This window comes from uncultured Aquimarina sp., from assembly GCF_947495315.1.
GTDB lineage: Bacteria > Bacteroidota > Bacteroidia > Flavobacteriales > Flavobacteriaceae > Aquimarina.
Window position 1 is genome coordinate 544,414 of the sequence record NZ_CANLYD010000001.1, and the last position, 25,277, is coordinate 569,690.

General features: G+C 35.2%; 14 protein-coding genes. 5 read left to right on the top strand and 9 right to left on the bottom strand.

Going from position 1 to position 25,277, the window contains the following annotated elements; genetic code table 11:
- Positions 1 to 14: 14 nt before the first annotated feature.
- From Q0910_RS02365 to Q0910_RS02385, 5 genes are read right to left on the bottom strand one after another with little or no spacing between them, the layout of a single operon-like run.
- On the bottom strand, positions 15 to 1,160 hold the full coding sequence (locus Q0910_RS02365; RefSeq protein ID WP_299212101.1) for a Gfo/Idh/MocA family oxidoreductase: 1,146 nt from the start codon (positions 1,158 to 1,160) through the stop codon (positions 15 to 17).
- A 1-nt stretch (position 1,161) separates the two neighbouring features.
- Positions 1,162 to 2,394 (bottom strand): nucleoside permease, encoded by a 1,233-nt coding sequence (locus Q0910_RS02370; RefSeq protein WP_299212104.1) that lies wholly within the window; start codon positions 2,392 to 2,394, stop codon positions 1,162 to 1,164.
- Between the two features lie 13 nt (positions 2,395 to 2,407).
- Positions 2,408 to 3,394 (bottom strand): sugar phosphate isomerase/epimerase family protein, encoded by a 987-nt coding sequence (locus tag Q0910_RS02375; RefSeq protein ID WP_299212107.1) that lies wholly within the window; start codon positions 3,392 to 3,394, stop codon positions 2,408 to 2,410.
- Positions 3,395 to 3,419: 25 nt separating this feature from the next.
- Positions 3,420 to 4,058, bottom strand: a complete 639-nt coding sequence (locus Q0910_RS02380; protein WP_299212110.1) for a gluconate 2-dehydrogenase subunit 3 family protein — start codon at positions 4,056 to 4,058, stop codon at positions 3,420 to 3,422.
- Between the two features lie 10 nt (positions 4,059 to 4,068).
- Positions 4,069 to 5,760 (bottom strand): GMC family oxidoreductase, encoded by a 1,692-nt coding sequence (locus tag Q0910_RS02385; protein ID WP_299212112.1) that lies wholly within the window; start codon positions 5,758 to 5,760, stop codon positions 4,069 to 4,071.
- A gap of 314 nt (positions 5,761 to 6,074) precedes the next feature.
- Between Q0910_RS02385 and Q0910_RS02390 the strand changes: the two genes are divergently transcribed.
- Positions 6,075 to 6,965, top strand: coding sequence for a TIM barrel protein (locus Q0910_RS02390; protein WP_299212114.1), 891 nt, complete (start codon positions 6,075 to 6,077; stop codon positions 6,963 to 6,965).
- Positions 6,966 to 6,969: 4 nt separating this feature from the next.
- Here Q0910_RS02390 and Q0910_RS02395 read toward each other — a convergent pair whose 3' ends face one another.
- Positions 6,970 to 7,326 (bottom strand): hypothetical protein, encoded by a 357-nt coding sequence (locus Q0910_RS02395; RefSeq protein ID WP_299212117.1) that lies wholly within the window; start codon positions 7,324 to 7,326, stop codon positions 6,970 to 6,972.
- 216 nt (positions 7,327 to 7,542) lie between these two features.
- Between Q0910_RS02395 and tnpA the strand changes: the two genes are divergently transcribed.
- Together tnpA and Q0910_RS02405 are read left to right on the top strand one after the other, a co-directional pair.
- Positions 7,543 to 7,977 carry an IS200/IS605 family transposase gene (tnpA, locus tag Q0910_RS02400; protein WP_299212120.1) on the top strand — a complete coding sequence of 145 codons (435 nt, stop codon included), beginning with the start codon at positions 7,543 to 7,545 and terminating at the stop codon, positions 7,975 to 7,977.
- A 252-nt stretch (positions 7,978 to 8,229) separates the two neighbouring features.
- Complete coding sequence (locus tag Q0910_RS02405; protein ID WP_298311482.1) at positions 8,230 to 8,400, top strand: hypothetical protein; 171 nt, start codon at positions 8,230 to 8,232, stop codon at positions 8,398 to 8,400.
- Positions 8,401 to 8,695: 295 nt separating this feature from the next.
- Here Q0910_RS02405 and Q0910_RS02410 read toward each other — a convergent pair whose 3' ends face one another.
- Genes Q0910_RS02410 through Q0910_RS02420 form a run of 3 tightly spaced genes read right to left on the bottom strand, consistent with a single transcriptional unit; the run spans position 8,696 to position 12,219 of the window.
- A complete protein-coding gene (locus Q0910_RS02410) occupies positions 8,696 to 10,237 on the bottom strand; it encodes an acyl-CoA carboxylase subunit beta (RefSeq protein WP_299212125.1) in 1,542 nt (513 codons plus the stop codon).
- 3 nt (positions 10,238 to 10,240) lie between these two features.
- Complete coding sequence (gene accC, locus Q0910_RS02415; RefSeq protein WP_299212128.1) at positions 10,241 to 11,683, bottom strand: acetyl-CoA carboxylase biotin carboxylase subunit; 1,443 nt, start codon at positions 11,681 to 11,683, stop codon at positions 10,241 to 10,243.
- 50 nt (positions 11,684 to 11,733) lie between these two features.
- Positions 11,734 to 12,219 carry an acetyl-CoA carboxylase biotin carboxyl carrier protein subunit gene (locus Q0910_RS02420; protein WP_299212131.1) on the bottom strand — a complete coding sequence of 162 codons (486 nt, stop codon included), beginning with the start codon at positions 12,217 to 12,219 and terminating at the stop codon, positions 11,734 to 11,736.
- Between the two features lie 254 nt (positions 12,220 to 12,473).
- Here Q0910_RS02420 and Q0910_RS02425 point away from each other — a divergent pair, with 254 nt between their 5' ends.
- Positions 12,474 to 14,114: a tetratricopeptide repeat protein gene (locus Q0910_RS02425; RefSeq protein WP_299212134.1), complete on the top strand. Its 1,641-nt coding sequence runs from the start codon at positions 12,474 to 12,476 to the stop codon at positions 14,112 to 14,114.
- Between the two features lie 186 nt (positions 14,115 to 14,300).
- Positions 14,301 to 25,238: a BspA family leucine-rich repeat surface protein gene (locus tag Q0910_RS02430; protein WP_299212137.1), complete on the top strand. Its 10,938-nt coding sequence runs from the start codon at positions 14,301 to 14,303 to the stop codon at positions 25,236 to 25,238.
- The last annotated feature ends 39 nt before the right edge of the window (positions 25,239 to 25,277 follow it).

The window sequence follows — 25,277 nt, forward strand, 5'->3', positions numbered from 1 at the left end:
GTACTCACCACTTTTTATATTTTAGTCCAACTCGCATTATTTTTGCTACTCTCTACTGCTGCATATATAAATTTCATTCCACGAACACCATCAGTTACTGTTGGGAAATCAGGGTTAATAGAAATAGGTTTTCCATTTTTTATACTTAATAATTCCTTAGCAAAACTTCTGTAGATCGTAGCAAAACCTTCTAAATATCCTTCAGGATGTCCTGCCGGAATTCTAACATATTCTGAAGATTCTGGATATGTGCCATTACCGCCAGGAGTATATATCTGTTTAGGTTGATCTAACCATTTTGCAATAAGCTGATTTGGATTTTCCTGATACCACTCTATACTTCCTTTAGTACCATATATCTTAACTCCAAGATTATTTTCTTCACCGGTAGCAATTTGTGAAAATGACATGATTCCTTTGGCTCCATTTTCAAAACGTAGTAAAACATTTCCATCATCATCAAGACTTCGTCCTTCGCCAAAAGCAGTAAGATCAGCGGCTATGGCTTCAATTTGGATTCCTGTTATATATTCAATTAGATTTTCTGCGTGAGTACCGATATCTCCTAAAGCACCTCCAATTCCAGAACGTTTAGGATCTACTCTCCAAGCTGCTTGTTTTTGGCCCGTTTTTTCTACTGCTGTAGAAAGCCATCCCTGTAGATAGTGTACATTAATTTTTCTGATAGTTCCGAGGTCTCTTTTGGCAATCATAACTCTTGCTTGTTTCACCATTGGGTATCCGGTATAGTTATGAGTCAACGCAAATACTTTTCCCGAAGATGCAACTACCTTTTCTAACTCTATAGCTTCGTCTAAGGTTAAAGAAAGTGGTTTGTCACAAATCACATGAAACCCATGTTCTAAAGCCATTTTTGCAGGAGGGAAATGCATATGATTAGGAGTAACGATAGCTACAAAATCCATTCGTTCCTCCTCCGGAAGTTTAGCTTCTTCAATAATCATTTCTTCGAAACTTCCATAAACTCTATTATCTGATATACCTAGTTCTTTTCCTGAAGTAAGACTTTTTTCTTTACTAGAGGAAAATGCTCCACAAACTAAATCGATCATTCCGTCTATACTAGCCGCTTTACGATGTACATCACCTATGAATGAACCGGTGCCACCACCGACCATTCCCATTTTTAGTCGAGTCATATTAACTATCTTTATATTCTATTTTTTCATTCTTGAAGAAGATAGCAAATAATATCATGACTGCTGCTGCAAAAACAGCAGGGAATATCCAAATGCTATTCCAATTGTGTTGTCCTTCTGATATTAGATTAGCATCTGTGATTTTTCCAGCAACATAAAACCCAACAAGCATTCCTAAACCATAGGTTGCTAAGGTAATTAAACCTTGTGCTGCGCTTTTGAACTTTTCTCCAGCTTTAGAATCTGTATAAATCTGTCCAGAAACGAAAAAGAAATCATAACAAATTCCATGTAATGCGATACCAACAATAAGCATAAAAGCTAGCTCCCCTGAATCACCATAGGCGAATAATAAATACCTGATTCCCCAAGCTAGCATTCCAACTAAAATGGTTTTTTTAAACCCAAACTTTTTAAAGAAAAAAGGAAGGAGGAGCATAAAAAGTACTTCGGATATTTGACCAATAGTCATTTTTCCTGTAGGTTCCGATATCTTAATTTCGGTTAAAAAATTATTAGCTTGTTGGTAGTAAAATGCTAGAGGAATACAAATTAGAATTGAAGAAATAAAAAATATTAAAAAATTTCTGTCTTTTAAAAGCTTTATAGCATCCAATCCTAAAATATCCGATATAGTTATTTTTTGCTCTTTACTGACTTTAGGAGGTGTCTTGGGTAAAGTGAAACTAAATATACCCAAAACAGCAGAAGCTATAGCTGTCATTAAAAAGGTGTTTTTTAGCATTCCAGAAGCTACTCCTTCTTCAGAATCCCAATGAAAAGCATAACTAATTAATAAACCAGCGACGATCCATCCTATAGTTCCAAATACTCGTACAAAAGAGAATTGTTTTGCAGGATCATTCATCTGATTAAAAGAAACAGAGTTTACCAAAGCTAGAGTAGGCATATAGGCAATCATATATCCTAATACATAAGGATAGAAGGCTGAAAAATCAGTAGCGTTAGCCATTTGATACATGAGTAAAGCTCCAATAAGGTGCAGTACGCCTAAGATACGTTCTGCATTAAAAAATCGATCCGCAATCAATCCAATAATAAAAGGAGCAATAATAGCGCCCCAAGATTGTGTAGAGTAGGCCATACCAGATTCTGCACCTGTTGTATTTAGAGTATTAGGTAGGTAGCTACCCATAGTTACAAACCAGCCACCCCAAATGAAAAATTCTAAGAACATCATTAAGGATAACTGAAACTGAATGAATTTCTTCATAATAAATAGTTGGTTAGTTTAGTTGTTTAGAAAGGTTATTCAATAAATCTCGGGTTGCTATAATACCTTCAATTTCACCCAATCGTTCTCCTTCATATTCAACTCCGATATATCCCTGATATCCCGAAGCTTTTACAATTTCTAACATCTTTTTATAATCTATAGTAGTTTCATTTCCTTCTGCATCAAAATCATAAGATTTAGCGCTCACACCTTTAGCAAATGGCATGAGTTCTTCTATACCTTTATATTTTGGATATTCCTTGATACATTTAGCGCCCCATCGTTCGCCCCCTTCACGTTCTAAACAGAAATTACCAAAATCAGGAAGAGTACCGCAATTTGGCTTATTAACATTTTTCATAACTTTTGCGAGCAGGGCACCATCAGAAGATAAGTATCCGTGATTTTCAACAATTACATTAATGCTTTTAGTAGCAGCATATTCGGATAATTTAGTCAATCCATCTGTTGCTACTTTTACCCATTCCTCAGGATTATTAGTTCCGAATAGATTAACTCGTATAGAGTGGCATCCTAAAAATTGCGCTGCATCAACCCATTTTTTATGATTTTCTACGGTTTGATTTCTTTCTTTTTCATCAATAACTGCCAAATCTCCTTCGCCGTCTACCATGATTAATAAATTCTGGACGTTATGTTCGTTGCTTTTAGATTTTAAAGTTTCTAAAAGCTGTTGCAGTGCTTTATAAGGATCTTTTGCGTCTTTATAAGTATATAGTTGACTTACATATTCGACTCCAGTAAACCCTAGTTCTTTCGCTTTTTTAGCAAAATCTATAGGATCTAGTTTTCCCGATTGTATTTCTTTATGAAGAGACCATTGCGCTAATGATAACTCGAAATAAGGTTCTGATGCTACAGGTTGTTCAATTATCTTTTCTTCTTTCTGTTCGATTGTCGTAGTGTTTTTTGTATTATTCTTACAGGAACTAATGATTAATAAACAGATAAGCCCTTTAAAGATGGTTTTGTACATAATTTTAAGTTTAGTTAAGTGGTTTTTATAAAGCCCAGTCTTTTCCTCCAGTTAGATTTTGAACAGAATCACAACCAATATACTCTCCGGGAACTGGTAAATAATTCAATACATTTTCGGCAATTTCTTTTGATGTTTTAAAACCATAAATAGCTATGTCTCTAACAGAAGAAAGAAATATAAAAGATATCACTTCCTGAGAAACTTTTTCTAAATCTTCGGGTGCCTTTACTTCAGACATTTCTTCCCAATATGCTTTTTGTGTTTCTTTAGGAAGCTTTAGATATTTAGATAACAATGTATCATATTCTTCTACAGTAATGTCATCAACACTTTTTTCTTCATTGACACCGAGTTCTTTTAAAATAACTCCTGCTCCATGTTTGAACATCTGTATTTCTTCAACATCATCAATGCCGTTATTGACAAATTTATCTATAAACATAGGTACATGCAATGATTTTGCACCTGGTATATCAGTTTCTGGAATGATAAGGTCTACAATTTGTTCTAAGGCTTTGCCTTCATCTATGGATAATAGTTCTGGTGTCCAGTCTAATACATATTCTTTTTGACAGCTTTGTAAAAGACTAAATATTGCAGGAGTAGCAGCTATATATCCAGCCGATAACCCTATGTTTTTTAATGCTTCTCTTCTGTTCATGGTATGGATGTTAAGCGTTTTTTTGTAGTTGTTTAGCAGCGTGCTCTGCAGCTCTGGCGGTAAAAGCCATATAAGTGAGCGATGGATTTACACAACTTGCTGAGGTCATAAAAGATCCATCAGTAACGTATACATTAGGTACTGCGTGAATTTGATTATTACCATTAAGTACAGAGGTTTTAGGATCCTTACCCATTCTGGCAGTACCCATTTCGTGAATTCCTAAACCAGGAGCTCCAATATCATCCCAAGGCTGAACATCAGTAAAACCAGCTTCTTTTAGCATGTTCATTGCTTGCTGGATCATATCTTTACGCATTTCTAATTCATTTTCTTTAAATTCTGCGTCAAAAGTTACAGTTGGTAATCCCCATTCATCTAGTTGATCATAATCCAGCGTCATTTTGTTTTCATGATAGGGTAAACACTCTCCAAATCCCATAAGACCTACTCTCCATCCTCCGGGTTCCAAAATCTTTTCTTTTAATTCTGTTCCGTATCCAAGTTCTGCAATGGTTTCTTCCCAGTTAGAACGGCTAGCACCTCCTTGATATCCATATCCTCGTTTGAAGTTTTTCTGATCTGTTTCGCCTCCGATATTTCTAAAGCGAGGAATATAAATTCCATTGGGCCTACGTCCTTTATAAAATTTATCTTTAAATCCATCATATTTTCCAAAGGCACCTGCCTTAAAATGATGGTCCATAATATTATGACCTAACTCGCCAGAATCGTTACCCATTCCATTAGGAAAGCGTTCTGATTTAGATTGCATTAATATACTTGCAGAAGCGATTGCAGATGCACATAAGAATATGACTTTAGCAGTGAATTGCGTTTTTTCTTTGGTCAAGGTGTCAATTACTTCTACCCCAGTAGCTTTTCCTGTTTTGTCCTCATATAGTACCTGATGAACAATAGAATTAGGTCTGAGTGTCATATTGCCGGTTCTTTCTGCAGCCGGAAGGGTAGAGGAATTACTACTAAAATAGGCTCCAAACGGGCAGCCTCGCATACAGCGATTACGATATTGACAGTTCATCCTTCCTTCGAAGGTTTTAGTTCCTGTGATATGTGCTGTTCTTCCTATTGTAAGAAGACGATCTTTATAATTCCGAGCTATATTCTTTTTTAAATGATCTTCTACGCAATTTAATTCCATTGGAGGTAGAAATTGTCCATCAGGTAACTGCTCTAAACCTAGCTTCTCTCCGCTAACACCAATAAATTCTTCTACTTTATCATACCAGGGAGCAATATCTTTATATCGTACGGGCCAGTCTACAGCAATTCCTTCTTTTTTATTGGCTTCAAAATCAAAATCACATAATCTATAACTTTGTCTACCCCACATCAAAGATCGTCCTCCTACGTGATATCCTCTGATCCAGTCAAAACGTTTCGTCTCGTTATAAGGATGTTTTAAGTCATTAACAAAGAAATGACGATGTGCTTTATCCGTGACATAACCAGTACGATGTTGTTTAGGTTGCTCGGCAATCTCTTTTCGTGATGGTTCACCCTTTAAATCATAATCCCACGGATCATCGTTGGCAGTGGTATAGTGGTCAATATGAGTGACCATACGTCCACGTTCTAATACCAATGTTTTTAGTCCTTTTTCGCAAAGTTCTTTAGCAGCCCAGCCACCACTAATTCCCGTTCCTACGACAATTGCGTCATATTGAGGTTCTTGTTCCATATGTGTTGATGTTTACAGACAATTTATAGTTAATACAGACGAGAAAATTCCTCGTCTTACTCTATTAATTAATAAAACTATTTCTAGTAGGCTTTTATAGCACTATTAGTAAGTTCTGATAGTAGTTTTGTTTGTCTGTTTTCTTCTTGTTCCAGAAGAAAGCTATTCTAGCTAAAACTTGTTATAATTTATAGCTGTAGAATTCATAATTATGAATTTCTGGTCCTAATATAAGAAGTTTGTTTGTGTTTTAACAATACAATTAACAAATCATTAATTAAATTAGTGATTCATTAAAAAATAACTGAAGTGTTATGTCAAAAGTAAATCGAAGAAAAGCTATTAAAAATTTATCTTTAGGTATAGGTGCGATAGGTTTAGGAAGTACAGTGATGGCTCAATCAGTATCCGAAAGCATTTCGGATTCATTCCAGGATAATTTAAAGGGAAACATTAACCATTCTGTATGTCGTTGGTGTTATCAGAATATCCCTTTGGAAAAGTTTACGGAAAAATCAAAAGATATTGGAATTAAAGCAATAGACTTATTGAAACCAGAAGAATGGAAAATTGTTACTGAACAAGGACTACGCTGTTCTTTGGCAACAGATACTTTTGCAAGTATTACAAATGGGTTTAATGATCCAAAAAATCACTCAGAGTTACAAATTAAATATCAAAACCTAATTTCTAAAGCATCTAATTCTGGTATAAAGCAGGTAATTGTTTTTTCGGGTAATCGTAATGGTATTTCGGAAGAAGAGGGTTGGGAGAACTGCGCAAAAGGATTGGATCCTTTGGTAAAGCATGCCGAGAAGAATGATGTTACTTTAATTATGGAATTGTTAAATAGTAAAGTTGATCATAAAGATTATCAATGCGATCATACTCCTTGGGGAGTTCATTTGGTTGATAAAATAGGTTCTACAAGCTTTAAGTTGTTATATGATATTTATCATATGCAAATTATGGAAGGCGATATTATTGCTACAATCAATAAGTATAAAGATTATATAGCTCATTATCATACAGGAGGTGTTCCTGGAAGGCATGAAATTAATCATACTCAGGAATTGAATTATCCTGCAATAATGAAAGCAATTGTATCTAATGGATTCAAAGGCTATGTAGCTCAAGAATTTATTCCAACCTATGAAAATAGTTTAGAAGCACTAAAAGAAGGGATAACTATATGTGATGTTTAAGTAATTAGGAGATCATCGTTTTTAAATCCTGGATCACATTGATATTATGTCTTAAGTAGGCAAAAAGTATAAATAAAATAATGATCGCCACAGTAAAACCTAATAGATTTCCATTTTTACTACTGGAGACTTTTTTTGATGTTTTCAAGTACACTTTAGATAACTTTTTTGTGTATTTAGAAACAAGTGCAAAGGCTGGTGCAAAAATCAAAATCACAATCAGCATGTCTATTATTACTAGAAGATATCCTTGTTCGTGAATATGCTTTTTTACATATTTAATTACAAATTCATTAATAAGAGCTGCGCACAGTACTGCAATAGCATAGATTGCAAATTTGGTAAGTTGTTTGTTATTCATGGGGGCACTAATTTTTATACATTGTATGCAGTTCACAAGATACTAAAAAGCTTTAATTCTAAGAATGCCTATTTATTAATATAAACGACTCGGTTGTTTTTACGACAAAACGCATTGCCATAATTCCTCTTTTTTATTGGTCTCAGATTAGGGTGAAAACCCTGCAATTTCATTGCAGCACTTTAGTAATGCGAAAAAATCTATATTTTCGATTAGATGAAATCGTATTTAAGAAAAGGTTCTCACACTTCCAGTGGTTTGACTTGCCATATAGTTTGGTGTAGTAAATATCGTTATAAAGTTTTGAAAGGAGATGTTCAGGTTCGTTGTAGAGAACTTCTAATTCAGATATGTGAGGCAGAAGATGTTGAGATTTTAAAAGGAGTTGTTAGTTCAGATCACATTCATATGCATATAGAGTATGCTCCCAAGTTAAGTGTAAGCTATATTGTAAAGCAATTGAAAGGAAGGACTTCCAGGAAATTACAACAAGAGTTTCCTCGATTGAGTTATCGTTATTGGGGGAAACATTTCTGGTCTAGTGGTTATGGGGTTTGGAGTACAGGAAATGTAACAGATGAGATGGTTAATGAGTATTTGGAACATCACAGAAAAGATGATAGTGATGATTCCAATTTCATATTGGAATAAGGCATAGGGACTTTAGTCCCTAGAAAAACCAAACCTCTGCACTTTAAGTGCAGAGTGGTTTAGTAGCGTTAAACATATTAAAATGCACTACTAAAGTAACGTTAATTAACAATGTTGTTAGGGGAATTTTCATCTTTGACTTATATATTAGAGAGCTTACTGCTGATATAGTATTATCTATAAAGCGAAGACATACTCTTTGAATGTCTTTAAATGATCAAGGACCATATTATTTTAATTAAATTTACTCTTATGAAAAACCTAAAAGAAATCGGAGCAGTATTAAAAAAATCAGACCTTAAATCGATTAATGGTGGGATGCATTCGGGCGACAGATTCGTGTGTATTGAAAATTTCCCTTTTACATATGAAGTTCGAGAAGGAGAATTATGCGATGATGGGAGTGTACCTCTATGTCCATAAACTATAAAGCAGTTATTTCTAAATATAAAAGCTTTAAAAAATAGTATAGTTTGTTAAATTGGACTTTCTTCTAAGACATGCAAAATATTGAAGTTTTTAATGTTTCGATTTTTCAAGTGCCTTAGAAAGCTATTAGATTAAATGTTTTAATTTAGAAATGTCTAGACATCATAAAACCCAGATGTATGATTCTTATATCTGGGTTTTGTGTATGATTTTAAGTTATTGCTTTTACATTTCAGAAACATGTTGCATCTTATAATATAAAAAAACTTCAATGTTTTGATGAACTCAATTATAATGGAATATTACCATGTTTTCGTTTTGGACGATCGATTGTTTTATTTTCTAACATACTAAAACCTTTGATGAGTTTTCTTCTAGTATCTTCTGGTAAAATTACTTCATCAATAAACCCTCGTTGTGCAGCTCGATATGGATTCGCAAACTTATCAGCGTATTCAGCCTCTTTTTCTTTTAGTTTGGCAGCAGGATCATCTGCAGCCTTGATTTCTCTTCTAAAGATTATTTCACTAGCACCTTTAGCTCCCATAACTGCAATTTCGGCTGTAGGCCATGCAAAATTAAGATCTGCTCCGATGTGTTTAGAATTCATTACATCATAAGCGCCGCCATATGCTTTACGAGTAATCACGGTTACTTTTGGTACTGTGGCTTCACTCAAAGCGTATAATAATTTAGCTCCATGAACAATAATACCATTCCACTCCTGATCTGTACCAGGTAAAAACCCAGGAACATCCACTAATACTAATAAAGGAATATTAAAGCAGTCACAAAAACGTGTAAAACGCGCTGCTTTTTTAGAACTATTTACATCTAATACACCTGCTAAGAACATAGGTTGATTGGCTACAATACCAACACTTCTTCCTCCAATTCTTGCAAAACCTACAATGATATTTTCTGCATAATTTTTATGAATTTCATAAAACGAATCTTCATCGATAATCCCACCGATCACTTCGTGCATATCATAAGGTTTATTGGGATTATCCGGAATAATATCCGAAAGAATATCTCTTTTTTCATCTGTTAAGGAATAAGAGATGTTTTTTGGAGTTTCTTGATTGTTTTGTGGTAAGTAACTCAGTAATTTCTTTACATCTTCCAGACATTCTATATCATTAGATGAGGTGATATGTGCAACGCCAGATTTAGATGAATGTGTGCTAGCGCCTCCTAATTCTTCTGATGTTACTTCTTCATTCGTAACGGTTTTAACTACATTAGGTCCTGTTACAAACATATAGCTAGTGTCTTCTACCATAATGGTGAAGTCTGTTATAGCTGGAGAATACACGGCACCACCAGCACATGGTCCCATAATAGCAGAAATCTGAGGAATTACACCAGATGCCTGAACATTTCTATGAAAAATATCTGCATATCCACCTAATGATCTCACTCCTTCCTGAATTCTGGCTCCACCGGAATCGTTTAATCCAATGATAGGAGCACCAACATTTACTGCAAGATCCATTACTTTACAAATTTTTTCAGCGTGAGTTTCTGATAAAGCTCCTCCGAAAACAGTAAAATCCTGTGCGAAAATATATACCAATCTTCCATCAACTGTTCCATAGCCCGTTATGACACCATCTCCGTAATAGATTTCTTTCTCCATTCCGAAGTCGGTTGTTCTATGGGTAACCAGAATACCTATTTCTTCAAAAGATCCTTCATCCAGAAAATATGCTACACGCTCTCGAGCAGTTAACTTTTTCTTTTGATGTTGTTTTTCAATGCGCTGTTCACCACCACCTAAATGCGCTTGATCTATTTTTTCTTGTAGAGCTTTTATTTTTGGATTCATATGCTAGTGTGTTGGTATTCTTAGTGTTTGTTGATCTTCTTGATATTGTTTTAATGCAATTAATGCAGCCATTCTGGCTTCCGTTTCCATTTCGAATTTTAATACCTCGGGAGTGTAATATTTTTTTACAAAGTGAGTGTCAAAATTACCAGATCTAAATGCCTCGTGTTTACATACATATTTTCCAAATGGCAAAGTCGTTTGTACACCTTCTACAATATATTCATCAATCGCTTTGATCATCAATTGGATAGCTTCTTCACGAGTTTTTCCGTAGGTTATTAATTTAGATAGCATGGGATCATAATAGATAGGAATATCCATTCCTTCTTCAAAACCATTATCTACTCGAATCCCTTCTCCAACAGGAATTCTGTATGTATCTAAGTGGCCAACACTTGGTAAAAAATCATTCAATGGATCTTCTGCATATACTCGTAATTCTAACGCATGTCCTTGTATTTCTAAATCTTCTTGCTTGATTGAAAGTTCTTCGCCTCTAGCTACTTTAATTTGGAGTTCTACCAAATCAGTTCCCGTAATCAATTCAGTTACTGGGTGTTCTACTTGTAGACGTGTATTCATTTCCAGGAAGTAGAAATTATGATTTTCATCTAATAAAAACTCTACTGTTCCTGCACCAACATAATCGCAAGCCTTTGCAACTTTAACCGCTGCTTCACCCATCTCAGTTCTTAATGTTGGAGTTAAAACCGCAGAAGGAGCCTCTTCCACTACTTTTTGATGTCTACGTTGAACACTACATTCTCTTTCAAAAAGATGAATCACATTACCGTGAGTATCCGCCATTACCTGAATTTCTATATGTCTTGGAGAGCCGACATATTTTTCAATAAATACAGAGCCATCTCCAAAAGCCGAAATAGCTTCACTAATAGCACGCTGCATCTGGGATTCCAGATCACTTTCTTTTTCTACTACGCGCATTCCTTTTCCACCACCACCAGCGGATGCTTTAATCAAAATAGGAAAACCAATTTCCTTGGCAATTTTTTTCGCTTTGACAACATCAGTTATCGCTTCATCTATTCCTGGAACCATAGGAATGTCATAAGCTTTTACAGCTTCTTTGGCAGCTAATTTGCTTCCCATCACCTTAATTGCTTTGGATTTTGGTCCAATGAAAATAAGGTTGTTCTTTTCGACTTCTTCTGCAAAGTCGGCATTTTCACTTAAGAAACCATAGCCAGGATGTATGGCATCCACATGTAATTCTTTGGCAACTTTAATGATTTTAGAACCTAATAAATACGATTCGCTAGAAGGAGCTTCACCAACGCAGACTGCTTCATCAGCAAATTTTACATGTGGAGCATTTCTGTCTACTGTAGAATAAATAGCAACGGTTTTAATCCCCATTTTGCGAGCTGTTTGCATCACTCTGATGGCAATTTCTCCTCTATTGGCAACTAATATTTTTTTCATAGTGTACTAGAACTTATGATATATCTTTTGATTTTATCTGGGGTAAGATTTTATTCGAATTCGATTAATAATTTTCCTTTATCTACGGCATCTCCTTTAGCAACAGCTATAGATTTAATTGTTCCCTCTCTTGGAGAAGTAATGATATTTTCCATTTTCATTGCTTCTAAAACCAATAGGTAATCATCTTCTTTTACTGTCTGACCAACTGCTACCTGAATATCTATAATAAGTCCAGGCATAGGAGATTTGATCGAATTTACCTGTTTAGAAGCACCAATAGAAAATCCCATTTCCGAAATCATCATATCCAATGAGTTCGATATATCTACTTGATAGGTGTTAGAATTTACTTTTACCGTATATTTCTTATTGTCGAAATCAGATTTTAAAATCTCTGAGTGATAAGATTGGTTCTCATTAATAATATGGAATTTCGAATCAGAAATTTTAATAATATCCGTTGTAGAAATATCATCCTCGGATAGTATAGCCTCAAAATCTTTATTAACTTTTACTTTATAATGTATGCTCATAAATAGATCCTTCAATTGGTGGATAAATATAAGTATTTAAAGTTATCGTTAATATTTGTTATGAAATTTTTAAAACATGTTTCATTAAAGCCTTCATTTTTACGATATAATCAATAAATGAATTAACAAAAAATAAACAATAAGGGGTTGCAAAAAGGTGTCAAAAGGGTTTCATTGTGGTAGCAAATAAATTATCTTGTATTTTTGAAACTAATAAACCTTTTGTCATACACTTTTAAAACCTCATACTCCTTTTGAAACTATTATATCCTATTATTCTTGTTTCTCTTTTTACGATTCAGAGCTATGCCCAATCCAACGATAGTGTAGCAAATCAATTAAAAGATAAGATTGAAAAGGCGACTACTGATTCAGTTCGAATTCGCTTTCAAATAGACTTGGCAAAACAATTACTTGCATCTAATGTAGATACGACAAGACTTATTATTAAAGACGTATTAAGAAGTATTGAAAATAAGGGAGGAAACCATTATCAAAGTTCTAAAGCAACTGCGTTAAATTATCTTGGCATTTTGGATACTAAAGAAAGTAAAATAGAGGAAGCATTAGAAGTATATTTAGAAGCATTAGATCTTAGTCAAAACTTGCAAGATTTTACGAATATTGGATTGACATTGCACAACTTAGGGATGTTTTATAGACGTCAAAAAGAATATAGTAAAGCAAAACAATACTTAAAGAAATCGATACGGATCAAAGAAAAGTTAGTGGATGTAGAAGATCTAGCGTTGTCACATCATATGTTAGCAGTGACTTATTATACCAACAAACAGAATGATTCTGCAAGATATCACCTATCAATTGTAAAAAGTTTGCCGTGTTCTAGTATTCGTAAATCAAAAGCGAATGGAAGCTTAGCAGCTGTATATTACTCAAATAAAGAATATGATAAAGCAATTCAGATCTACAAAGAAAATATTAGTATTTCTAAAAATGCAAAAGATTTAAATGAATTAAGTGTGAGTTATTTAAATGTAGGCGTATTGTATAATGCATTGAAACAATATGAAAATGCGGTTCCTTATTTAGATAGCGCAATAGCAGAAGCTAAAAAAATTAAGAATAAAGGATTATTACGCACACAATATTATAGTAGAAGTAATCTTAATGAAACCAGAAAAGATTATCAACAAGCGTTACAAGACTATAAAATTTATAAGGTTTATAATGACTCTATTAATGATACCGAAAAAGTGAAACGAATCACTGCGTTAGAACTCAATTATAAATTTGAAAAAGAAAAGCAAGCGGATCAGTTACGATTAGAAAATGAAGCTGCAAAAAAACGATTATACCTCATATTGTTTACCATTGCTGTGATTTTGGGAAGTGTCATTTTTTGGTTGACTCGCAAGAATGCAAAGCATCGCCTGGAGTTATCTCAGAATAGATTACAAAAAGAACAATTAGAGAAGGTACGAGCGGAACTCACCTTAGTAACTAAAGAAAAGGAGTTGAAAAGAGTCGTTGTAGAAGGATCTTTACGTCAAGAGATTTTAAATAAAACGTTGGGAGAAATAAAAGATATTATACGACTTGAAAATGAAAAAGAACGTAAGGTAGCTTTGCAATCACTTTCGGCTTCTTTGCTTTCAGAAGAAGTGACTAAAAAGGCTACTTCAGAAATACAATCCTATTTAGATAAGGTAAGTCTTGATTTTAAATTGATTTTGGATTCGAATTTCTCACAACTTAGCGAAAAAGAAAAAGAACTTCTTTGTTTGATGGCTTTGGAACTGAATGCTACAAAGATTAGTAAACTCCAGAGCAACACAGTTTCTGCAATTAAATCCACACGATCGCGAATTCGTAAAAAAATAGGAGTAGATTCTAAGGCAGATATTATCGAGTTCATAAAGAATTCAAAAACGTAAATCAAAAGTACTGTTTTATGCTTTTTATATAGATGCAAGTAGTCACCCTGACCCTGTCGAAGGGTTTTTTAACTTTCTGCAACCCCTTTGCAACCCCAAAATCCTTTGCAAAACTTAATATCTTGTTAATTTTGCACTCGATTTTAAGAAATTATTTCAACCCTTTTTACCCAAAATAGTCCCCTTATGAAACACGTTTACCTTACCTTATTTTTTATTGTTAGCTTTTTAAGTTTTTCGTCTGCTCAGGATGAATTTATCTTTAGAGTCCAGACTACTTCAGTAAATGAAACTTTTACCATACCAACTTTTAGTGGAGAAACCTATCTATACAATGTTTTATGGGTTGAAGCAGATAATTCTATTTCTTTAAGCTCTAATATAACAGGAGATACTACCTATACTTTTAAGTCATCTGGTATTCATACAGTGTATATTAGTTCTGTTCCTAGTAATGTTCTTGCTTCGTTTTTTCCAAGAGTCTATTTCAATAATTCAGGAGATAAAAACAAAATTATTTCTATCGAACAATGGGGAAATAACCAATGGACAAGTATGGAAAATGCTTTTTCTGGATGTTTGAATCTGGAAATAAATGCAACCGATAGCCCGGATTTATCTCAAACTACTTCTTTAGAAAACATGTTTAGAGATTGTATTGCTGTAGATTTTAGCTTAGCAAATTGGAACGTAAGTACGATTACCAATATGAGTGGCATGTTTGATGGAGTAAAACTCTCTACGACTCATTATGATAATACCTTAAATAATTGGGTAACCCAGAATTTACGATCAGATGTAATCTTTGATGCAGGATATAGTACCTATTGTAGTGCTTTCTTATCAAGAAGGTTTTTAACGGATCCAATTGAATTTAACTGGACAATTACTGATGATGGAGAAGTATGTGAGGAAGATATATTTATTACTGATTGGCAAACAACTTCTTCTAATGAGAGTATTACAATTCCCACAACAGGATCAGGATATAATTATACTGTAGATTGGGGAGATGGGGTACTTACCTTTGGAAATACAGGAAATGCTACTCATAATTATACAAATGCAGGAACGTATGAAATAAAAATTTATGGAGATTTTCCTAGAATTCATTTTAACAATACGGGAGATAAAGATAAAATTATCGCTGTAAATCAATGGGGAAGTATTGATTGGGTTGATATGACGAATGCTTTTTATGGTTGTTCTAATCTAGTGATCAATGCTACGGATGCTCCCAACTTATCTAATGTATCTAACTTGAATAATATGTTCAATGGAGCGATTAATTTTCAAGATAATGGCGGAGCTATTGGAAATTGGGACATAAGCAATATCACTACGATGCAAGATATGTTTGCTGGGGTAAAAATATCCAGTAATCAATACAATGCTATTTTAGATGGTTGGGTTACGGCAAGTGCAGGTGAAACCATACCTACTAATATTGATGTGAATTTTAGCACTTCAGTGTATACCGGAAATACCGATTCTTGGAATATGTTAAAGGATACTCATTCTTGGTCTATCCAAGATTATACAGATGCATTTATTACTACCTGGCGAACCAATGCACCTAATGAAGATATTAGATTAATAGTTGCTGGTACAGGAATTTTATACGATGTGGATTGGGGAGATGGTACTACAAGTACAGGATTAACAGGTATTGCAGATCATACTTATGCTAGCGCCGAAACCTATACTGTAGTGATGAGAGGCGTATATCCGCACTTTGTCATCAATAACAATACTATTTCGAGAGATAAAATCCTATCTGTCGAACAATGGGGAAACCAACCATGGTCAAGTTTAGAGCGTAGTTTCTGGGGATGTTCAAACCTGGTGATTAATGCGACTGACACTCCTAATTTATCAAATGTTACCAGCCTGGATTGGATGTTTTATGATGCTACATCAATGGTAGATAACTGTGGGGCTATAGGAACTTGGGATACCAGTAATATACAACAAATGGAACGTATGTTTCGTGGAGCCACTTCTTTTAATAGTGATATCAGTACATGGGATGTGAGTAATGTACAAACCTTTCAAGCGGCTTTTCGTGATGCTACCAGTTTCGATCAAAATTTAGGCGATTGGGATATTAGTAGTGCCACTTCTATGGGAAGTATGTTTTCTAATATAGGATTATCACAAGATAATTATGATGCTACTTTGATAGGTTGGGCAACCTTGGATGCTGGAGAAACTATACCTTCTAATATCAATATTAATTTCGGAAGTTCGCAGTATTGCGCGGGAGCATTTGCTAAAAATACCCTGAAAACAGATTATACATGGACGTTTACCGATGGAGGATTAGCATGTGATGAAACAGATAAATTTATCACCACCTGGCAAACGACAACTAACAATGAATCTATAACTATTCCCACAACGGGGACAGGATATGACTATACGGTTGAGTGGGGAGATGGTACAAGCTCAGACAATAATACAGGTAATGAAACACATACTTATGCAACAGCTGGAACTTATCAAATAAAAATATATGGTAGCTTTCCAAGAATTTATTTTCCTACATCAGGAATGCATAGAAAAATTCAGTCGGTAGATCAATGGGGAAGTATCACATGGAATTCAATGGATGGAGCTTTTGTTAATTGTATTAACTTAGATGTATTAGCCACAGATGCTCCCGATTTATCGAATATAACAAGCTTATGGGAAATGTTTTTGTTCTGTGAATCACTGGGTACTTCATCTTCTTTAGATTTTTCGGGATGGGATACCAGTACAATTACTAGCATGCGAACAATGTTTTTTGGAACTTCTAAATTCAATAGTGCCACCATTGCGAATTGGGATGTAAGTAATGTCACTAATTTTCAAAACATGTTTGAAGCAGCCACTATTTTTGACCAAGATTTAGGCGCTTGGGATATTTCTAAAGCTACAAATATGGGAAACATGTTTAGAGATAATAGGATGTCTTTTTCTAATTACGAAAGCACCTTACAAGGTTGGGCAACCTTAGATACCGGAGAAGTTCAAATACCTACAAATATCAATTTAGGTGCTCAAGGAGTAAGCTATTGCGATAAAACATATAGGGAGCAACTTAAAAATGATTATACATGGAGCTTTACAGGAGATATATTTAACTGTCCAGAAAATGATAAGTTTATAACCACCTGGCAGGTTGCTGCTGGGGATTTATCTATAACCATTCCCACAACAGGTTCGGGATATAATTATAAGGTAGAATGGGGAGATGGTTTATCCAATGAAGATATTATAGGAAATGCAACCCACACCTATGCTACACCAGGTGTAAAGACGATTAAAATTTTTGGTGATTTTCCACGAATTTATATCAACAATTCAGGAGATAAAGACAAGATCGTTTCTATAGAGCAATGGGGAACACAGCAATGGACTTCTATGGTTCAGGCATTTCGTGGATGTGCCAATCTAGTGATCAATGCTTCAGATACTCCAGATTTAAGCTTGGTTACCGATATGACTTCTATATTTGAAGGAACTACGAATCTTGAAGATCTAAAAGATAACATAGGAAATTGGAATGTAAGCACTATTGAAAACATGACCGCAGTTTTCAAATTTTCTGGTTTTAATGAAAATGTCAATAATTGGAATGTAAGTAACGTACGTTTTATGGATTCTATGTTTGAAGAAGCATTTGAATTTAATCAACCTTTAAACAATTGGATTACGGATAAGCTAGAATTTTCGAATGCTGTTTTTAAAAGAGCTTCTAAATTCAATCAGGATATAAGTAACTGGAATATGAGTTTGGTGCAGGAAACAGGACAAATGTTTTTGGCAGCAATAGATTTCGATCAAAGTTTAGCAAGTTGGGACATTAGTAGTATGATCAATATGAATGGCTTTTTTCTAGACACGCAAATATCTACAGCCAACTATGATACTACACTAATTGGTTGGGCAACTTTAACTACAGGAGAATCAGCAATCCCTCAAAACATTGTATTTACGGCAGGAAGTAGCCGTTATTGCTTTGGAGAACAGGCAAGAAATACACTAACCAGTGCGCCATATAATTGGGATATTACTGATAACGGAGCTTCTTGTTCTGCTACAGATTCATTTATCACTACTTTGCGAACGACTACAGCTAATCAAGGCATTACCATACCAACAACAGGATCAGGATATAACTATGATATCGATTGGGGAGATGGAGCAGCGGAATATGGAGTTACAGGAAACGCTACTCATGTATATGTAACCTCTGGAGTGTATCGAGTGAAAATAACAGGAGATTTTCCAAGGATTTATTTTAACAATACAGGAGATAAAGATGTCATTACTTCTATAGATCAATGGGGGACACAGCAATGGAACAGTATGGAAGGTGCATTTTATGGATGTACTGCTTTAGAATTAAATGTTTCAGATGCACCGGATTTAACTCAGGTCACCTCCTTAGAACGGATGTTTATGGGGACAAATAATATTGTAGATAATGAAGCTTCTATGAATTCATGGAATACCAGTACCATCACTAATATGGCAAATATGTTTGCCGATTCTATTTTTGACTTTAATATCACTTCTTGGGATGTAGGTAAGGTAGAAAACTTCGTCGGAATGTTTAATAATAATGCGCAGTTTAATCAAAATATTGGTGGTTGGAATGTCGGCGAAAATGTAGTAGGTACTATTAATATGCAAGCTATGTTTGACTCCACTAGTAGTTTTAATAGTCCCTTAAATACTTGGGATACAAGTAAAGTAACCAATATGGTGAGTATGTTTGGTTTTGCAACAGCTTTTAACCAACCATTAGATGCTTGGGATACAAGTACTATAGAAAATATGGGAGGCATGTTCTTTGGAGCATCGGACTTTGATCAAAATGTGGGCGGCTGGAATCTTTCGAATGTCACTAATATGGGTGCAATGTTTCAACAATCAGGACTTTCGACAGAAAATTATGATGCTACACTTATTGGTTGGGCAACTCAGGATGTAGGAGAAACAATTCCGTCGAACATCAGTATCAGTTTTGAAGGTAGCCAATACTGTTTTGGTGCTGAAGCTAGAAACACACTAATTGATGATAGCGGATTAAATTGGTCTATCTCTGATGATGGGTTGGCCTGCGCTTCAACAGATTTCTTTATAACTACATGGCAAACTACTGCTGCAAATGAATCTATAACGATACCTACTACTGGTTCAGGTTATGATTATAATATTAATTGGGGTGATGGAACCATTGAATTTGGGAATACAGGAAATGCTTCACACAGTTATACGACTGCCGGGATCTATACAATAAAGATTTTAGGAGATTTTCCTCAGTTTGCTTCCTTGGCAGGTGGAATATCTAATGCTGAAAAGCTGAGAACTGTTCAGCAGTGGGGAAATATAGAATGGAGAAGTATGCTACAAGCTTTTTCAAGATGTAGCAACATGAATATTACCGCTATTGATATCCCCAATTTATCTAATGTAACTGCAATGGATCAAATGTTTTTTGGTTGTAGCAATTTGCAATCTCCGGATTTTTCTAATTGGGATACCTCTTCCGTAACTACCATGACATGGATGTTCATAAATGCCAGAAGTTTTAATGGAAATATCTCTACTTGGGATGTAGGTAATGTAACTGCATTTGACTTAATGTTAGCTGGGGCGAGTAGTTTTAATCAGGATGTAAGTAGTTGGAACATTGGCGAACATGTAACAGGTACTATTACTATGAGTAGCATGTTTGAAAATGCTATAGCTTTCAATCAAAATTTAGGAACTTGGGATATTAGTAAAGTAACCGATATGAATCTTATGTTAAAGGATTCCGGACTTTCAGTTGCTAATTATGATGCTACCTTAATGGGTTGGGCTTCGAATGCTAATACACCTAATGGCCTGGTGCTTGGTGCAGATGGACTTAAGTATTGTGTTGGAGAAGCGTCCAGGGATATCCTTACAAGTGTACCATATAATTGGACCATTGATGATGCAGGATTGGATTGTAATGATGCTTTTATTACTACCTGGGAAACTACAATAGATGATGAAAGTATTACAGTGCCAACAACAGGAAGTGGGTATAACTATGTTGTTGATTGGGGGGATGGAACCGCAGAATTTGGATTAAAGGGAAATGCTACTCACGAATATGCTACAGCAGGGGCACATACCGTAAGAATTATTGGGGATTTCCCAAGATTTTATAACCCTGGATTGGGAGGTTACTTTACTAATGCAGCTAAAATACAATCCATAGAACAATGGGGAACGCAACAGTGGACAAGTATGGAAAGTGCTTTTGATAGTGCTACTAACTTGGTAATTAATGCTACCGATGTTCCGGACTTAAGTGCGGTTACCCATATGGGTGGGATGTTCTTTTTAAATTCCAGTCTTGCAGATAATGGCGGTACCATAGGAACTTGGGATGTGAGCAATGTGCAAAACATGTCCTATTTATTTGCTAATACTCCTCTTAATAAAGATATAAGTAGCTGGAATACTGGCAAAGTTATTGACATGTCTGGAATGTTTTTTAATACGGCTAATTTCGATCAAAATTTAGAGGGTTGGGATATCAGTAATGTAACTAATATGCAGTCTATGTTTAACAATTCCCGGCTTTCAACTACAAATTATGATGCTACACTCGTGGGTTGGGCTACGGATATCAGTGGTGTCGCAGGAGATGGTATGGATGATGTTCCTATTGGGGTCACCTTTGATGCCGGTTCAAGTACCTATTGTTTTGCTGAAGATGCTAGAAATATACTAACCAACACTCCTTATAATTGGACGATTACCGATGGAGGACTAAGTTGTAATTTCACTAATGCTTTTATAACTAGTTGGGAAACTACCGCGGCAAACGAAAGTATTACAGTTCCAACAACAGGAAGTGGGTATAACTATTCAGTTGATTGGGGAGATGGTACCATTGAAGGAGGATTTACAGGAAATGCTACCCATGAGTATACCACTGCAGGAACGTATACTGTAAAAATTACAGGAGACTTCCCTAGGATATTTTTCAATAACGGCGGTAATAAAAATAAAATTTTAACCATTGAGCAGTGGGGAACTATCGCTTGGGAATCCATGGCGCAAGCATTTAACGGATGTGCTAATCTTACACTGAATGCTATAGATAGCCCCGATCTTAGTTTGGTTACCAATGCAACAAGAATGTTTGCGAACACTACTAATTTTGATGATTTGCAAAATGTTATAGGACAATGGAATACTGGCAGCATAAATAATATGAACGCCTTGTTTATTGATTCAGGTTTTAATGAAGATATTGGGGATTGGGACGTTTCTAAGGTAACTAACTTTAGTGGAATGTTTTATGAGTGTCCTAATTTTGATCAGGATTTGGGGAATTGGGATGTTAGTGAGGCTGTGAATATGAGAAGTTTTATTACAACTACCTCTCTCGCTACTAGTAGTTTCTCTTCAGAAAATTATGATAAAACTTTAAAAGGATGGGCTACGCTGGATCCGGGAGAAACTAGAATTCCTCGTGATGTTAATGTAGATGTGGATCTTACTCGATATTGTGATGCCTTTGTGGAACGTGCACAATTGATAAATGATTATAACTGGAGAATCTCTGATCTCGGATTAGGATGCCCAGAAAATGAAAAGTTTATTACAACATGGCAGGTTGCAGCTGGAGAAACCATTACGATACCTACACTTAATGGACAACCTTATCAATATATAGTAGAATGGGGAGATAACACGACTAGTGTGAGTACCAATGATAATCCACTATCTCATACATACATAAACACAAGAACGTACACGATAAAAATTACAGGTGATTTCCCAAGAATCTTTTTTAACGGAACAGGAGATAAAGACAAAATTCTTTCTATTGAGCAATGGGGAACACAACAATGGCTAGGAATGCAAAGTGCTTTCAGAGGTTGTACAAATTTGGTGATTAATGCTACAGATGTGCCCGATTTAAGCATTGTTCAATTTATGGATTCAATGTTTAGTAATACTACTTCATTTGTAGATAACGGAGGAGAGATGAATAACTGGGATATTACCAATGTTATTAGCTTGGTTAGTCTCTTTGAAGGATCAGTTTTTAACGAAAACATCAATAACTGGGATGTAAGTGGTGTACAAACTATGGGTAATATGTTTCAGGATAATACCGCATTTAATCAATCTTTAAATTTGTGGAGACCTGAAAATGTATCAGATTTTGAACATATGTTTAATGGGGCAACATCTTTTAATCAACCTGTAGGTGATTGGACTATGACTAACGCCGCTTTTTTTGAATCAATGTTTGAAGGAGCAGCTGCATTTGATCAGGATTTAGGTAATTGGGATATCAGTACTATAGATAGAGATGGCATGATCAATATGTTTGTAAGCTCAGGTATATCTCAAGAAAATTACGATGCTACTTTAATTGGTTGGGCAACTTTGGATGTTGGTGAAACTCAAATCCCAGTAAATGTACAATTAGATGCAGATGCTACCTATTGTTTGGGAATTACAGCTAGAAATACGTTAACAACAGCTCCTTACAATTGGACTATAACAGACGGAGGAATAGGTTGTGATTTTACAACTGCTTTTATCACCACTTGGCAAACCACCGCAGATAACGAATCTATTATAATACCTACCACAGGTAGTGGATATAATTATAATGTCGACTGGGGAGATGGAATCGTTGAAGTTGGATTTACTGGAAATGCAACTCATCAATATACAGTAGCTGGAACTTATGAAGTGAAAATAATAGGTGATTTCCCAAGAATTTACTTTAACAATGCAGGAGATATAGAAAAGATTCAATCCATTGAGCATTGGGGAACTCAACCGTGGAGAAATTTTCAAAATGCTTTTTCAGGATGTTCACAACTTCGAATTACTGCTACCGATGCTCCTGACTTATCAAATGTTACCAATCTTAATAATATGTTTAGATCTTGCATCTCTTTGGATGCTCCAAATTTTTCTAATTGGGATACCAGTTCTATTATTACCATGAAAGAAATGTTCTATCGAGCCAATAACTTTGATGGAAATATTACTAATTGGGATGTTGGTAAGGTAACGAGTTTTGAATTGATGTTTTATGAAGCATTTAAATTCAATCAAAATATTAGTAGTTGGAATATTGGAGAGTTTGTGAGTACTAAGATTGTTAATATGAATAGTATGTTTTCTACAGCATCATCTTTTAATCAACCTATTGGAAGTTGGGACTTAAGTAAAGTTTCAAATATTAGAAGTATGTTTTTTAGAGCAACTGCATTCAATCGACCTTTAGATTCCTGGGATGTTTCAGGAATGGGGACCTTAAAAAGATTATTCTTCTCTGCATCAAGTTTTAATCAACCTCTGGATTCTTGGGATGTATCTACCATTTCTAATATGGATGAGATGTTTTGGGGAGCTTCTTCATTTAATCAAAATTTAGGTGATTGGAATATTAGTGAAGCCACAATAATGAACAGACTACTTTTAATAACAGCTATGTCCACTGCTAATTATGATACTACATTAATAGGTTGGGCGACTTTAGATACTGGGGAAACAAGAATACCATCCAATATAATTCTAGATGCAGATGCCACCTATTGTTTAGGTGAAGCGGCTAGAAACGTCCTAACTTCTGCTCCATATAATTGGACAATTACGGATGAAGGCTTAGATGTTAATTGTGATATAACGGCTCCTGTAATTACTTTAAACGGAGCAAATCCACAAATCATAGAATTAGGAGCTGGTTATACGGAATTAGGAGCAACTACAGATGATGGTACTGAGGTAACTGTAGATGCTTCAGAATTTATGGATTCAGTAGGAAGTTATACTATTTATTATGATGCTACAGATGCTGCTGGTAATTCTGCGATTCAGGTAACTCGTACTGTAAATGTGGTCGATACAACAGCACCAGTAATCACTTTGATCGGAGCAAATCCACAAATCATAGAATTAGGAGCTGGTTATACGGAATTAGGAGCAACTACAGATGATGGTACTGAGGTAACTGTAGATGCTTCAGAATTTATGGATGTAGTAGGAAGTTATACGATTTATTATGATGCTGCGGATGCTGCTGGTAATGCTGCAGCTCAAGTAACTCGTACCGTAAATGTGGTCGATACAACAGCACCAGTAATCACTTTGATCGGAGCAAATCCACAAACCATAGAATTAGGAGCTGGTTATACTGAGTTGGGTGCTACAACAGATGACGGTGCTGAGGTAACTGTAGATGCTTCAGAATTTATGGATGCAATAGGTAGTTATACGATGTATTATGACGCTACAGATGTTACTGGTAATGCTGCAGTTCAAGTAATTCGTACTGTAAATGTAGTTGATACCACAAATCCAACAGTTGTATGTCAAAATATTACAGTACCGTTAGACGATTCTGGAAATGTAAGTATTACCGCTGCCATGGTGGATAACGGTTCTTCAGATCTTTCAGGTATTGCATCACTTGCTATTGATATCACAGATTTTGATTGTGCTACTATTGGAGACAATGTAGTGGTCTTAACTGTTACTGATGCTAATGGAAATAGTGATATGTGTATGGCTACCGTTACAATTGAAGATAGGATAGCTCCAGAGTTTGATATGGCTACTGTACCAACAGATATGAATGTTACTTTCGATACAGGAGATATGTATACATTGGCAGATTTTACAAGTGGAGTAGTAGTTACAGATAATTGTGATACCAATAGAAGTGGATTCGCTACAACGATTACTCAAAGTCCAGTAGCAGGTATTTTATTGGGAGCTGGTGATCATGTGATTACGCTAACAGCTACTGATGATAATGCAAATGAACAAACTACAACTTTTACCATTACGGTTACTGATGATATTTTAAGTGTTGGGGAAAACACAGAAGAGGTATTTACACTATATCCTAACCCAGCGAAACAACGGTTTCAGGTTTCAGGATTCTCAGGAGAAGCAGTTTTATCCATCTATGATGTTAACGGACGTAGTTTACTTACAGAGAAGGTAGATGCTGGTCAATCTATATCTATTCAGGAGTTACCAAATGGGGCATACTTTGTAAAAATCGCTATAGGAAACACCTATGAGACGATTAGATTAATGAAAAATGAATAGATAGAACTCTTTATTTTTTGCAAAAGGTCAGTGCTACGG

Coding starts and splice junctions, on each gene's coding strand:
- Q0910_RS02420 (WP_299212131.1), bottom strand. CDS start 12,219: ATGAGCATACATTATAAAGTAAAAGTTAATAAAGATTTTGAGGCTATA.
- Q0910_RS02375 (WP_299212107.1), bottom strand. CDS start 3,394: ATGTACAAAACCATCTTTAAAGGGCTTATCTGTTTATTAATCATTAGT.
- Q0910_RS02390 (WP_299212114.1), top strand. CDS start 6,075: ATGTCAAAAGTAAATCGAAGAAAAGCTATTAAAAATTTATCTTTAGGT.
- Q0910_RS02370 (WP_299212104.1), bottom strand. CDS start 2,394: ATGAAGAAATTCATTCAGTTTCAGTTATCCTTAATGATGTTCTTAGAA.
- tnpA (WP_299212120.1), top strand. CDS start 7,543: ATGAAATCGTATTTAAGAAAAGGTTCTCACACTTCCAGTGGTTTGACT.
- Q0910_RS02380 (WP_299212110.1), bottom strand. CDS start 4,058: ATGAACAGAAGAGAAGCATTAAAAAACATAGGGTTATCGGCTGGATAT.
- Q0910_RS02385 (WP_299212112.1), bottom strand. CDS start 5,760: ATGGAACAAGAACCTCAATATGACGCAATTGTCGTAGGAACGGGAATT.
- Q0910_RS02430 (WP_299212137.1), top strand. CDS start 14,301: ATGAAACACGTTTACCTTACCTTATTTTTTATTGTTAGCTTTTTAAGT.
- Q0910_RS02365 (WP_299212101.1), bottom strand. CDS start 1,160: ATGACTCGACTAAAAATGGGAATGGTCGGTGGTGGCACCGGTTCATTC.
- accC (WP_299212128.1), bottom strand. CDS start 11,683: ATGAAAAAAATATTAGTTGCCAATAGAGGAGAAATTGCCATCAGAGTG.
- Q0910_RS02410 (WP_299212125.1), bottom strand. CDS start 10,237: ATGAATCCAAAAATAAAAGCTCTACAAGAAAAAATAGATCAAGCGCAT.
- Q0910_RS02405 (WP_298311482.1), top strand. CDS start 8,230: ATGAAAAACCTAAAAGAAATCGGAGCAGTATTAAAAAAATCAGACCTT.
- Q0910_RS02395 (WP_299212117.1), bottom strand. CDS start 7,326: ATGAATAACAAACAACTTACCAAATTTGCAATCTATGCTATTGCAGTA.